At 73.5% G+C, this 12613-nt stretch carries 11 protein-coding genes; 6 read left to right on the plus strand and 5 right to left on the minus strand.

The window, feature by feature from the left end:
• Positions 1–141 precede the first annotated feature (141 nt).
• The 6 genes from AC07DA_RS35160 (at position 142) to AC07DA_RS35185 (ending at position 5892) form a co-directional block, all read left to right on the plus strand.
• Positions 142–840 (plus strand): response regulator transcription factor, encoded by a 699-nt coding sequence (locus tag AC07DA_RS35160; protein WP_479132307.1) that lies wholly within the window; start codon positions 142–144, stop codon positions 838–840.
• A complete protein-coding gene (locus AC07DA_RS35165) occupies positions 837–2294 on the plus strand; it encodes a sensor histidine kinase (RefSeq protein ID WP_479132308.1) in 1458 nt (485 codons plus the stop codon). Before AC07DA_RS35160 ends, AC07DA_RS35165 begins: the two co-directional genes overlap by 4 nt.
• Before the next feature lie 81 nt (positions 2295–2375).
• Positions 2376–3500, plus strand: a complete 1125-nt coding sequence (locus AC07DA_RS35170) for an ABC transporter ATP-binding protein (RefSeq protein WP_479132309.1) — start codon at positions 2376–2378, stop codon at positions 3498–3500.
• Positions 3497–4198 carry an ABC transporter permease gene (locus AC07DA_RS35175; protein ID WP_479132311.1) on the plus strand — a complete coding sequence of 234 codons (702 nt, stop codon included), beginning with the start codon at positions 3497–3499 and terminating at the stop codon, positions 4196–4198. The genes AC07DA_RS35170 and AC07DA_RS35175 overlap by 4 nt, the downstream gene beginning before the upstream one ends.
• On the plus strand, positions 4195–4860 hold the full coding sequence (locus AC07DA_RS35180; protein ID WP_479132313.1) for an ABC transporter permease: 666 nt from the start codon (positions 4195–4197) through the stop codon (positions 4858–4860). The genes AC07DA_RS35175 and AC07DA_RS35180 overlap by 4 nt, the downstream gene beginning before the upstream one ends.
• A gap of 75 nt (positions 4861–4935) precedes the next feature.
• Positions 4936–5892 (plus strand): ABC transporter substrate-binding protein, encoded by a 957-nt coding sequence (locus AC07DA_RS35185; RefSeq protein ID WP_479132315.1) that lies wholly within the window; start codon positions 4936–4938, stop codon positions 5890–5892.
• 1098 nt (positions 5893–6990) lie between these two features.
• Here the strand turns inward: AC07DA_RS35185 and AC07DA_RS35190 are convergent.
• The 5 genes from AC07DA_RS35190 to AC07DA_RS35210 form a co-directional block, all read right to left on the minus strand.
• A complete protein-coding gene (locus tag AC07DA_RS35190; RefSeq protein WP_479132316.1) occupies positions 6991–7575 on the minus strand; it encodes a GTP-binding protein in 585 nt (194 codons plus the stop codon).
• On the minus strand, positions 7562–7921 hold the full coding sequence (locus AC07DA_RS35195; protein ID WP_479132318.1) for a DUF742 domain-containing protein: 360 nt from the start codon (positions 7919–7921) through the stop codon (positions 7562–7564). Before AC07DA_RS35195 ends, AC07DA_RS35190 begins: the two co-directional genes overlap by 14 nt.
• Before the next feature lies 1 nt (position 7922).
• Positions 7923–8354 (minus strand): roadblock/LC7 domain-containing protein, encoded by a 432-nt coding sequence (locus AC07DA_RS35200; protein ID WP_010034179.1) that lies wholly within the window; start codon positions 8352–8354, stop codon positions 7923–7925.
• Between the two features lie 14 nt (positions 8355–8368).
• Positions 8369–11248, minus strand: coding sequence for a sensor histidine kinase (locus AC07DA_RS35205; RefSeq protein WP_479132319.1), 2880 nt, complete (start codon positions 11246–11248; stop codon positions 8369–8371).
• 191 nt (positions 11249–11439) lie between these two features.
• On the minus strand, positions 11440–12444 hold the full coding sequence (locus tag AC07DA_RS35210) for a substrate-binding domain-containing protein (protein ID WP_479132320.1): 1005 nt from the start codon (positions 12442–12444) through the stop codon (positions 11440–11442).
• Between the last annotated feature and the right edge of the window lie 169 nt (positions 12445–12613).

The raw sequence follows: 12613 nt of genomic DNA on the forward strand, positions 1-12613 counted from the left end.
TCCTTGATCGGATCCTGGGATACGAGCTTGGCGCCAGGGAGCTGTCGGGAAGCTGTCGCTCAACTTTCAAGTTTTTATCGATCCCGCCACGGGAGCGCGGGCGGCTGGGGCGGCGCGGGACGCGTGCAGCACTATGAGGGCGTGGAGAAAGTACGACTTCTCGTCGTCGACGACGACCCGCCCATCGCCGACCTCGTCGCGACCGTCGCCCGCTACGAGGGCTGGGAGGCGGTCACCGCGTACACGGGCGAGGACGCGCTGCGGCGGGCCGCCGAGTTCCACCCGGACATCGTGGTGCTCGACCTGATGCTGCCCGGCGTGGACGGCTTCGGCGTCCTGGACCGGCTGCGCGCCTCCGGCACGATGGTGCCGGTGGTGTTCCTCACCGCGCGCGACGGCGTGGCCGACCGGGTCGCCGGCCTCACCCGGGGCGGCGACGACTACCTGGTCAAGCCGTTCGCCGTGGAGGAGCTGATGGCGCGGCTGCGCACCGTGCTGCGGCGCAGCGCGGGCCCGTCCTTCCAGCGGTCGGTGCTCCGGGTCGGCGATCTCACCATGGACGAGGACACCCGCGAGGTGCGGCGCGGCGAGCGGCTGCTGTCGCTGACCCCGACCGAGTACGAGGTGCTGCGCTACCTCATGCGCAAGTCGCCGACCGTGCTCACCAAGGCGCAGATCCTCGACCACGTGTGGGAGTACGGTTTCGGCGGCCGCTCCAACGTCGTCGAGCTGGTCGTCAGCAGGCTGCGCCGCAAGCTCGACGAGGCCGGCGAGGGCGCCCCGGAGCTGATCCACACCGTGCGCGGCTTCGGGTACGTGCTGCGGCAGGCCGCCGAGTGACCGCCCGGTTGCGAGGGGCCTACCGCAGGATGCGGCTGGGCACCCGGCTGGCCCTGGGCCTCGGCGCCCTGTCGCTGGTGGTGTTCGCCGTGGTCGGCACCGCCCTGACCACCTACATGCGCGACTACCTGTCCGCCCAGCTCGACACCCAGCTCGCCCAGGCCCAGCTCGCCCAGTCCAAGAGCATCGCCGACTACGGCACCCTCTCGGGCAAGAAGTACTACAGCTGGTTCTACGCCGTGTACGACGTGCGGGAGGGCAGGCCCGAGCTGCGCCGGCCCGAGGACCCGGCCGACCTGCCGAAGGACGTCGACGACTTCACCGCGCTGGCCTCGGCGCAGTCCACCGCGCACGAGGAGCTGCTGCGCACCGAGCACCTGAAGGGCACGGGCACCTACCGGCTGCGCGCCTGCGAGGTCGAGCCCGGGGTGGTCCTGGTCAGTGCCGCTCCCATGGACGAGATCCAGGACACCGTGGGGCAGCTCATCACCATCCAGGTCGTCACCTTCGCGCTGGCGCTGCTCGCCCTGGTCGTCTTCGGCCGGCGGATGCTGCGCCGGGGTCTGAAGCCGCTCAGCGACATGGCGAGCACCGCCCACGGCATCGCCTCGCACGACCTGACCGAGTCGGCGGCGAGGCTGCCGCTGCGCGCCGACGGCCGGGACGGCGGACCCGAGGTGGACGAGCTGCGGACCGCCTTCAACACGATGCTGGAGCACATCGACGACTCCCTGGCCGTGCGCGCCGAGGCCGAGCAGCGCCTGCGCCGGTTCGTCGCCGACGCCTCGCACGAACTGCGCACCCCGCTGATGTCGGTACGCGGCTACGCCGACCTCTTCCAGTACGCCGCCGCCAACGCCCCCGCCGAACGCGACCGGCACCTGGCCAGGCTGCGCGCCGAGGCGGCCCGGATGGGTGTGCTCCTGGACGACCTGCTGCTGCTCGCGCGGCTCGACGCGGCCGAGGTGGAGACGCCGCTGCGGCCGCAGGACGCCGACCTGGCGGAGCTGGTGGGCCAGGCCGCCGACGCCTTCCGGGCGGGCCACCCCGGCCATCCGCTGACCGTGCTCGCGGGCCCCGGCCCGGTGCGGCTGCGCATGGACCCGCTGCGCATCCGCCAGGTCGTCGACAACCTCCTCACCAACGCCGCCGTGCACACCCCCGCCGGGACGAAGGTCTCGGTGGCGGTGCGCGTCACGCCCGGGACCGCCGAGGTGCGGGTCGCCGACACCGGTCCCGGCATCCCGCCCGAGGACCGGGCCCGGGTCTTCGACCGCTTCTACCGCGTCGACAAGGCCCGCAGCCGGGACCGCGGCGGCAGCGGACTCGGCCTGGCGGTGGCCCGGTCCCTGGTCCGGGCCCACGGTGGCCGGATCGAGCTGGACAGCACACCCGGAGCGACGGTGTTCACCGTGTCCCTGCCGCTCGACGGCACCGAGTCCGCGGGCCGTTGACCGGGGCCCTCTAGACTCGACCGGCGACAGCCCGCACGACCACGGCCAGAAGTTGCCGCCAACCCGAAGGGCCCCGGCGTCTTGATACGGATGGAAGCAGTCACCAAGCGGTACCCGGACGGCACGGTGGCGGTCGACCGGCTCTCGCTGGAGATACCCGACCGCTCGATCACCGTCCTGGTCGGACCGTCGGGCTGCGGCAAGACGACCACCCTGCGGATGATCAACAGGATGGTCGAACCCACTGAGGGAACGATCCTGCTCGACGGCGAGGACATCCAGCGCCGGCCCGTCACCGCCCTGCGCAGGTCGATGGGTTACGTCATCCAGAACGCCGGCCTCTTCCAGCACCGCACCATCGTCGACAACATCGCGACGGTGCCCCGCATGCTCGGCTGGGGCAAGCGGAAGGCCCGCGCCCGGGCCGCCGAACTGATGGAGCGGGTGGGCCTCGACGCCGCCCTCGCCGGGCGGTACCCGTACCAGCTCTCCGGTGGCCAGCAGCAGCGCGTCGGCGTGGCCCGGGCGCTCGCCGCCGACCCGCCCGTGCTGCTCATGGACGAGCCGTTCTCGGCGGTCGACCCGGTGGTCCGCAAAGGGCTCCAGGACGAACTGCTGCGCCTCCAGGACGAGCTGGGCAAGACCATCGTCTTCGTCACCCACGACATCGACGAGGCCATCAAGCTCGGCACCATGGTCGCCGTGCTGCGCGAGGGCGGCCGGCTCGCCCAGTACGCCCCGCCCGCGGAGCTGCTGGCCGGACCCGCCGACGCCTTCGTCGAGGACTTCCTGGGCGCCGACCGCGGCATCCGGCGGCTGTCGTTCTTCCCCTCCGCCGGACTCCCGCTGACGACCGGCCCGGTGATCCCGCTCGACGCCACCGCCGAGCGGATCGCCGCCGCCGACGCCCCCTGGCTGCTGGTGACCGACGCCGACGGCCGCCCCCTCGGCTGGGCCGAGCCGCGCGCCCTGACGGCCGGCGCCATCACGCCCGCCGAACTCCTCCCGCACGGGCGGCCGTTCGTGCCGGGCACCGACTCGCTGCGGGCCGCGCTCGACAGCGCCGTGCTCTCCCCGGCCGGTCACGCCGTCGCCGTCGACGACACCGGGCGGGTGACCGGAGTGGTCGCGCAGGCGGCCATCGGCGAGGCCATCCGCGGCGCCCACGCCGCCGACCGGGGCGACGAGGCCAAGGTCGCCTCGTGAACCTCGACCGCTTCTTCGACATCCCCAGCGACCTCCAGCACAGCTGGCCCGGCCTGATCGGACTGCACCTGCGCGAGGCCCTGCTGCCGGTGCTGGCCGGACTGCTGCTCGCCCTGCCGCTGGCCCAGCTGTGCGTCCGCTTCCGCTGGCTGTACCCGCCGGTGCTCGGCGTCACCACCGTCCTCTACGCCGTGCCCTCGCTGGCCTTCTTCGTCGTCCTCATCGACTACACCGGCCAGACCGAGCTGACCGTGATGATCCCGCTGGCCGTGTACAGCCTGGTGGTGCTCGTCCCGGCCATCGTCGACGGTGTGCGCTCCGTGCCGCGGGAGACCCTCGCCGCCGCCACCGCCATGGGCCTCGGGCCCGTACGCCGTTACCTCCAGGTGCAGTTGCCGATCGCCGTGCCCGCCATCGTCGCCGGGCTGCGGGTCGCCACCGTCTCCAGCATCTCCCTGGTCAGCGTCGGCGCCCTGATCGGCAACCAGGGCGCGCTCGGCAACCTGCTCGCCGCCGCGCAGAAGTACGACCGGCCCGAACTGGCGCTGAACTCCGTGCTCACCACGGCCGTCCTGGCCATCGTCTGCGACGCCCTGCTGGTCCTGCTCCGCGTCGGGCTGACTCCCTGGATGCCGAGCGGCGCGCGCCCGAGGACGGCCCCGCGGCCACGGCCCGTGCCCGAGGACGTGATCCGGTGAACGTACTGAACTTCGTCCAGGCCTTCTTCGGCGACGGCGCCCACTGGCACGGCTACGACGGCATCCCGCAGCGCCTGCTGGAACACGTCCAGTACTCCCTGCTGGCGCTGGCCCTCGCCGCCGCCATCGGCCTGCCGGTCGGGCTGCTGACCGGGCACACCGGGCGGGGCGGCAACGCCCTCGCCCTCATCGCCACCGCCGCGCGCGCCCTGCCCAGTTTCGGCCTGCTGGTGCTCATCGTCGTCGTGATGGGATTCGGCCTGCTGCCGGTGATGATCCCGCTGGTCGTGCTCGCCGTCCCGCCGATCCTCGTGACCACCTACGAGGCGGTCCGCTCCGTCGACCCGTCCCCGGTGGACGCCGCGCGCGGCATGGGCATGCGCGAGTCGCGGATCCTCCTGCGGGTCGAACTGCCCGTCGCCCTGCCGCTGATCCTCAGCGGTCTGCGCTCGGCGGCCATCCAGATCGTCTCCACCGCGACCATCGCCGCGTACGTGAGCCTCGGCGGACTCGGCCGCTACATCGTCGACGGCCTCTACCAGCGCGACTACGAGAAGGTCGTCGGCGGCGCCACGCTCGTGGCCGCCCTGGCGCTCGTCACGCTCGCGGTGTTCTGGGCGGTGGGCCGCCTGGCCGTGTCACCGGGCGTGCGCGGACGGTGAGCCGATGACGATCCGTCAGAAACCGTAATAATGCGTCCCTTGACTGATCACAAAGCGGCTGGATTGGATCAGTGGATGACTTCTACCGCGAAGAGCAGCTGGTCCAGGACGAGGCACACCGGCGCGGCGGCCGTCGCGTTCACCGCCGCCGCGGCGCTGCTCGCGGGCTGTTCGTCCGGCGACACCTCCGACGATCCCCTGGCGGGCGAGAAGGCGAAGGCGGGCACCGTGGTCGTCGGCTCCAACAACTTCGCCGAGAGCACCCTGCTCGCCGACATCTACGGCGAGGCGCTCAAGGCCAAGGGCATCGAGGTGACGTACAAGCACAACATCGGCAGCCGCGAGACCACCTACGGCCTGATGAGGAACGGCTCCGTCACCGTGCTGCCGGAGTACAACGGCTCCCTGCTCGCCTACCTGGACCCGAAGGCCGAGCAGAAGTCCGCCGAGGCGGTGAACGAGGCGGTCAAGGCCAAGCTGGACAAGGAGCTGACATTGCTCCGGTCCTCGCCCGCCGAGAACAAGGACTCGGTCACCGTCAACGCCCGGACCGCCGAGAAGTACGGCCTGACGTCCTCCTCGACTCTCGCCGACCTCAAGGAGGCCGCGCCGGACCTGGTGATCGGCGGCTCTCCCGAGTTCCAGACCCGGCACCAGGGCCTGAAGGGCCTGAAGTCCGTGTACGGACTGGAGTTCAAGTCCTTCAAGGCCCTCGACGCGGGCGGCCCGCTGACCCAGGCGGCACTGACCCGCGACACGGTCCAGGCGGCGGACGTCTTCACCACGGACCCGACCATCGTGAAGGAGGGGTTCGTCGTCCTGAAGGACCCGGAGAACCTCTTCGGATTCGCCAACGTGACCCCCCTGGTCCACAGGAGCGGCCTGCCGGAGGAGGGCGCCGAGGCGCTCGACGCCGTCTCCGCCGAACTGGACACGAAGACGCTGCTGGAGCTCGACGCGCAGGTGCAGCTGGAGAAGAAGGACCCGCTGGACGTCGCGCAGGCGTGGCTGAAGTCGGCGGGTCTGGCCTGAGCCGGCGACCCGTCACGATGCGGTAACGGCTGCGGCCGGCGCCCGGCGGGACCGAACGCGGCCCGGGGGCGGGACGTCACAGGGACGGAAACCGTCCCCGGTCACCGCCGATCCCTGGGAGCGTCATGCGCACCGACACGGCCCGCACCGCCCGCCTCCTCCTCGTCCTCGCCCTGTCCGTCACCGGGGCGGCCGGCGCCGCCGCGGGGTGCGGCCCGGCGGACACCCGCGGCACCGAACCCGCCCCCCGCTCGACGGACCGCCCGGCCCCGCGTGCGGCCGAGCGCGCCCGGCAGGTCGCCGACGCCTGGGACGGCTCCCCGGCGGCCGCGCGGTGGCGCGAGGGCTACCACCCCATGGCGCCGGTCGTCCGGCCGCCCGGAACCGGCCGCCTCCATGACGACGCCGACCGGCGCGCCTACGAGATCGGCAACTTCGACCTGCGCGGGAAGCTGCCCGCGGCCCCGGGCGGGACGGGCCGGGTGACGTGGCGCGGCGGGGGCTCGCTCACCGCGCCGCTCATGGACGCCGAGGACGCCTACCGGGCCCTGGACCGCGCCGACAGCCCGGGGCGGCGCCTGACCGTGACCGGCGCGCGGCTGGGCGAGATGACCCTCGACACCAGCCGAGGCCCGGCGGCCGTCCCCGCCTGGCTGTTCACCGTGGAGGGCTACGACCGGCCCCTCGCCCACGCCGCGGTGCGCCCGACCCGGCCGCCCGCGCCGCCGGTCCAGCCGCTGCGGCGGGACGTACCGGCGAGCGTGCTGGTGCCGCTCGGCGGCCTGACGGGCCTCGCCAGTGACAGCCGGTCCGTCGCCGTGGTGGCCCACCACGGCTCCTGCGACGACGGCCCCGTCGTGACGGCGTACGAGACGGACGGCAGCGTCGTGCTGGCCGCGGCCGTGACGGGCGTCGACGACGGCCCCTGCACCACCGAGGTGCGCGGGAAGAGGGTGACGGTGGAACTGGACCGGCCGGTCGGCGACCGCGTCGTCCTGGACGCCTTCACCGGCCGGCCACTGCCCTACGCGCCGTGGCCCAAACGGCGGCGAGCCGCTGAACCGTACCCGTGCGGGCCTGTTCGCCGAGCCCGTCGGGTCAGGCCCGCACCGCCGACGCGATCAGCTGGTCGATCAGCGCGATCAGCACGTCCCGGGACGACTCCCGGTCCCGCGCGTCGCACAGCAGCACCTGCACGTGCTCCGGCACCGCGAGCGCCTCCCGGATGTCCTCGGCGGGATACGGGTGTTCGCCGTGGAAGCCGTTGACGCCCACGACGAACGGGATGCCCCGGCGTTCGAAGAAGTCGATCGCGGCGAAGCTCGACTCGGGTCTGCGCACGTCCACCAGCACCACGGCACCCAGCGCGCCGAGGGCCAGGTCGTTCCACATGAACCAGAAGCGCTGCTGTCCCGGCGTACCGAACAGGTACAGCACCAGGTCCCGGCTGATGGTGATGCGGCCGAAGTCCAGGGCCACGGTCGTGGCCCGCTTCTGCTCGATGCCGTCGAGGTCGTCGACGCCCAGACCGGCCATGGTCAGGGGTTCCTCGGTGCGCAGCGGGACGATCTCGCTGACCGACCCGACCATGGTGGTCTTGCCCACGCCGAAGCCCCCGGCGATGAGGATCTTGACCGTGTCGGGTGCCGAGGACGCGTCGGTGGCAAGGTCAGAGCCGGCCAAGGCCGTCCCTCACTTTCTGCAGCAGGTCCAGGTCCGGAGTGGTACGGGAGACGGGGCGCGGGGGGCGGACGGTGATCCGGCCCGCCTCCAGCAGATCGCAGAGCAGGATGGCGACCACGCTCACCGGGAGGTCGAGCCGGGCCGCCAGCTCCGCCACGGCGACCGGCTCGGCGCACATCCGCAGGATGCGGGTGTGCTCGGGCTGCGGCCGGGCCGCGTTGGCCGGGGGCGGATCGACCGCGGTGACCGTCGCGATGAGCGTGAAGTCGGAGCGGCTCGGCCGCGTCCGCCCCCCGGTCAGGGCGAACGGCCGTACGAGCCTGCCCGCCGTGTCGCCTCCGCCCACCTCACACGCCGGGGTCGACGACGGGTCCGGCCACGCCCCGCGGTGCCGCGCTGAGGTGCTCGCCGATCTTCTTCACGAGCATGTTCATCTGGTACGCCACCACTCCGACGTCCGCGCCCGGACCGGTCAGCACGACCAGGTGCGCGCCCGGACCCGCGGAGGTGAGGATCAGGTAGCTGTTGGCCATCTCGATGAGCGCCTGGCGCACGGGGCCGCCGCGGAAGTCCATGCTGACGCCCTTGCTGAGGCTCATCAGGCCGGACGCGGTCGCCGCGAGCCGCTCGGCGTCGTCGCGCAGGAAACCGGTGGACTTGCTGACCACCAGGCCGTCCTCGGAGAGCACCACGGCCTGGTTCACGTCGGCGACCCGCTCCACGAGTCCGGTCAGCAGCTGGTCGAGCTGGGTGTGGGTGGCGGGGATGGGGCGTGTCATTGCGGTGTCCTTCGTCAGCGGTCGGCGGGCGGAGTCGAGGGGGCGGGATCGGCGGCGGCCTGCCGGGGTGGGGCGGCCTCCTCCTCGTGGCGCGGTGGCCCGGCGTCGTCGTCACGGGCCCGGAGCGTGCCGCGCTGGAAACCGGCCAGGGAGGAGGCGGCGGCCTCCGCGGTGAACGCGTCGAGGGAAGCGTCCTCGCCGGTGGGCGCGGGCTCCTCGCGCAGCTCCTCCACCAGACTGGTCTGGGGCACCCGGCGGGGGAGCGGGGCGAGACCGTCCCGGCGGGGAATGACCTGCCGGGCGGCGGACCCGGGCGCGGGAGCGGCGGCCGCGGTGCGGGCCGCGACCAGCGGGCGGGGCTCCCGGGGCGAGCCGGCGCCGGCCGCGGCCCGCGACGTCCGGGGAGACGGTCCGGCGCCCCGGGACGGCCCGGTACCCGGTACCGCCCCGGTACCGTCGGCGGACGGGGTGCCCGGCGCGGGCGCGGCGCCGTGCGCGGCTTCGGCGCTCCGGGACGATCCGGTGCTCCGGGACGATCCGGTGCCCCGGGACGGTGCGGTGCCCGGCGCGGCCCCGGTGCCGTGGGCGGACGGGGTGCCCGGCGCGGGCGCGGCGCCGTGCGCGGCTTCGGCGCTGCGGGACGATCCGGTGCCCCGGGACGGTGCGGTGCCCGGCGCGGCCCCGGTGCCGTCGGCGGACGGGGTGCCCGGCGAGGACGCGGCGTCCTGCGCGGCCCCGGTGCCCCGGAACGATTCACCGCCCTGGGACGCGTCGGCCGGCCCGGCTTGGGCCGGAGCGTGGCCGTCGGGCGACGTCCGTTCGCCCGCCGGCGCCCCCGCGTCCTCCGCGGTGGGGGTGCCACCCTCCGGCGCTCCTTGCGGACCTCCCGGCCCGGCCACGGCCACGCGGCCGTCCGTGCCGGCTCCGTCCGCGCCGTACGGCGGCTGCGCCGCCCCGCCGTCCGGCACCTCCCGCACCACGATCTCGTGCGGCACCAGCACGATCGCCGTGGTCCCGCCGTACGGCGAGGCCCGCAGGGTGACGGCGATCCCGTGCCGGTGCGCCAGCTGGGCGATCACGAACATGCCGAGCCGCAGGTCGTCGGCGAGCGCCACCACGTCGAACTGCGGGGGCACGGCCAGCTGTTCGTTGAAGGACGCGTAGTCCTCCTCGGACATGCCGAGGCCCCGGTCCTCCACCTCCACGGCCAGCCCCTTGGCCACCGTCGCGGCCCGCACGGTGACGGGGCTCGGCGCGGGCGAGTAGGCGGTGGCGTTGTCGATGAGCTCGGCCAGCAGGTGGATGACGTCGGCCACCGCGGGCGGGGCGACGTAGACCTCCTCCTCGGTGTGCACCTCCACACGCTGGTACTCGGCGACCTCGCCGATCGCGCTGCGCAGGATGTCGATCAGCGCCACCGGCTCGCTCCAGCTGCGGCCGGGCCGTTCCCCGCTGACGATGACCAGGTTTTCCTCGTAGCGGCGCAACTGGCTGGCCGTGGAGTCCAGTTCGTACAGGCCCTTGAGGACGTCGGGGTCGGTGTGCTCGCGTTCCAGCGTGTCGAGCTTGCTCAGCTGGAGGTTGACCAGGTTCTGGCTCTGCCGGGCGATGCCCAGGATGACCTTCTGGAAGCCGCGCCGGGCGTCGGCGAGTTCGACCGCGGTGTGCACGGCCGTGCGCTGGGCGGTGTTGAACGCCCGGGCCACCTGGCCCAGTTCGTCGTGACCGTAGTCCAGCTCGGGCGTGGCCGACTCCGGGTCGACGGTCTCGCCCCGCTCCAGCCGCGCCACCACGTCCGGCAGCCGCTCCTGCGCGAGGCTCACGGCGGCCCGGCGCAGGCCGCGCAGCCGCCGGGACAGCGAGCGGGTGATCCGCCAGGACATGACGACGCACACCAGCAGCGCGAGCAGTCCGGCGGCGCTCAGCAGCGCCGCCTTGAGCAGCAGCGCGTCCGCCTTGTCGGCGCTGCGCTCCAGCAGTTCCGTCGTCTGCTGCTGGATGAGGCCCGCGTACTGCTCGGACAGCTTGTCCATGGCGGCGTTCCACCGCTTCCGGGAGTCCGGCAGCGCGATCCGGTCGGGCGCGGCACCGGAGTTCCGCGCCGCCAGCACCCGGTCCTCGATCGACTGCAGCGTCCGCCACTCGGGGCCGGCCAGGATCCGTTCGGTCTGCGTCTTGGCCCCGCCGGTCAGCTGCGGCACGACCTGGTCCTGCACCAGCCACCGCCGGGTGTTGACCAGCTCCGCGAACTGCGTCCAGGCCGCGTCGTCCAGGTGGCCCGACGGCCACGCCAGGGTCAGCTGCGCGTCCTCCCGGGAGACCAGCTCCGCCGCGTGCTCCAGCGCCACGAGCGGCCCCGCCTGCGAGGTGAGGTCGCCGTCGTCGACCTGCGACAGCTCCTGGAAGGCGTGGATCTGGTCGTCGATGATCGAGGAGTACTGGTCGAGCGCCTGCTGGGGCGTGATGTCGGTGGGGTTGTCGACCTGGTCCCGGTAGTACTCCAGGCTGCCCAACGAGCCCAGCACCGAGTACAGCCGGTCGGAGATGCGGGCGGGCGCCTTCTCGATCGCGTCCGCCTGCCCGACCAGCTTCGCGACCGCCTCGTCGGTCTCCTCGCGCTGCGCGTCCAGGGCGGCCCGGGAACCGCGGGGCGAGGCCAGCCAGGCGGCCGACAGGCTGCGCTCGCGCTGCAGGGCGAGCGTCGCGTCGGTGCCCATGGCACCGGTCGACCGGCTCAGCTCGGTCTGGTCGCGCAGCCGCAGCCCCTCCGAGAACATCTGGATCGTCGTCACGCCCCACATGGCGGCGAGGGTGACGCCCGGCACCAGGGCCAGCAGCACCAGGGAGAGGCGTATGGAACCGAGACGGCGCCGGGCACCTGTCCGTCGAGACATCGTCGTCCTAGGGCGATCAGCGGGGGGCGAGGAACGGGAGGGCGGAGTGGTCGGGAAGTGCGGGGGACGGGCGCGGGGGTGGGGGCGTGCCGGGCGCGGCACATGGGATGCGCAGGATGTTATCCGTACAAGTGGACGTACGGGCCGGGCCTGACCGAATCTTTGGCGACACCGTCACAGAGGGCGTCCGGTCACCGGGTCCCGGCGGCGGCGAACCGTGCCACGGCGGACACGTTCGACCTGGTCACGAAGGCGGGCCCGGTGAGCACCGGGGCCACCCCGCCGCCACTGACGTTGCCGTTGGTCCGGTACAGCCACAGGGCGTCCACCGCGAGGTAGCCCTGCAGGTAGGGCTGCTGGTCCACGGCGAACCGCACCGAGCCGTCCCGCACCGCACGGACCAGGTCCTCGTTGAGGTCGAAGGTGGCCACCTCGGCCCTGCTCCCGGCCTGCCGCACGGCCTTGACCGCGGTGAGCGCGTACTGCGCGCCGTTGGTGACGACCACGTCGATGCTGCTGTCCTGCCGCAGCCGGGCGGCGATCGTGGCGGTCACCGCGTTCATGTCGGTGCCGTCCACGTACAGGTTGCCGGTGTCGCCGCCGAAGGTCTTCTTCACACCGGCGCAGCGGGCCTCCAGCGCGACGTTGCCCCGCTCGTGCACCACGCACAGGGCGTGCTCGGCCTTGAGGTCGTCCAGCTTGTCTCCGACGGCCCGGCCCGCGACGGACTCGTCCTGGCCGAAGTACTCCAGCAGACCCGTCGGCCGCCAGGCGTCGATACCGGAGTTGAGCCCGACGACGGGTATGCCGGCCGCCCTGGCCTGCGCGACCGGGCCCCGCATCGCCGCCGGCTTGGCCAGGGTCACCGCGATGCCGTCGACCTTGTCGCGGACCGCGTCGCGCACCAGGCCGGCCTGCGCGGCCGGGTCGGCGTCGCTGGCGTACGTCAGGTCGATGCCGTCCTTGGCGGCCGCCGCCTCGGCCCCCCGCCGCACCAGGTCCCAGAAGGCGTCGCCCTCACCGCCGTGCGTGACCAGGGCGACCTTCATCCCCGAGCCGGACCCCGCCGCGTCCCCGCCCGACGCGTCGTCGGCCGCGCCGAGGACGGAGCAGCCGGACACCAGCAGGCACAGGGCGGACGCCAGGGCCGCGGCGCGGACGCGTCTCGGGGTGTGCGGCGGGGGAGGAGTGTTCATGGGGGCGGAACCTCGCTGTGCGGCCGAGCTGGAGCAGGGTGAGAGCGCAGGCGGGCCGCGGTGTGTGCACCGACCGGATGACTCTCGCTGGCCCGGAGCCAACCGTGTGTGACCACACCCCGTCAAGTGAGCAGCCACATGCCGTGAATTGATGCTGCCGCATCGTGAT

The organism is Streptomyces sp. NPDC044921 (genome assembly GCF_056432865.1).

Coding starts and splice junctions, on each gene's coding strand:
- AC07DA_RS35185 (WP_479132315.1), top strand. CDS start 4,936: ATGACTTCTACCGCGAAGAGCAGCTGGTCCAGGACGAGGCACACCGGC.
- AC07DA_RS35200 (WP_010034179.1), bottom strand. CDS start 8,354: ATGACACGCCCCATCCCCGCCACCCACACCCAGCTCGACCAGCTGCTG.
- AC07DA_RS35205 (WP_479132319.1), bottom strand. CDS start 11,248: ATGTCTCGACGGACAGGTGCCCGGCGCCGTCTCGGTTCCATACGCCTC.
- AC07DA_RS35210 (WP_479132320.1), bottom strand. CDS start 12,444: ATGAACACTCCTCCCCCGCCGCACACCCCGAGACGCGTCCGCGCCGCG.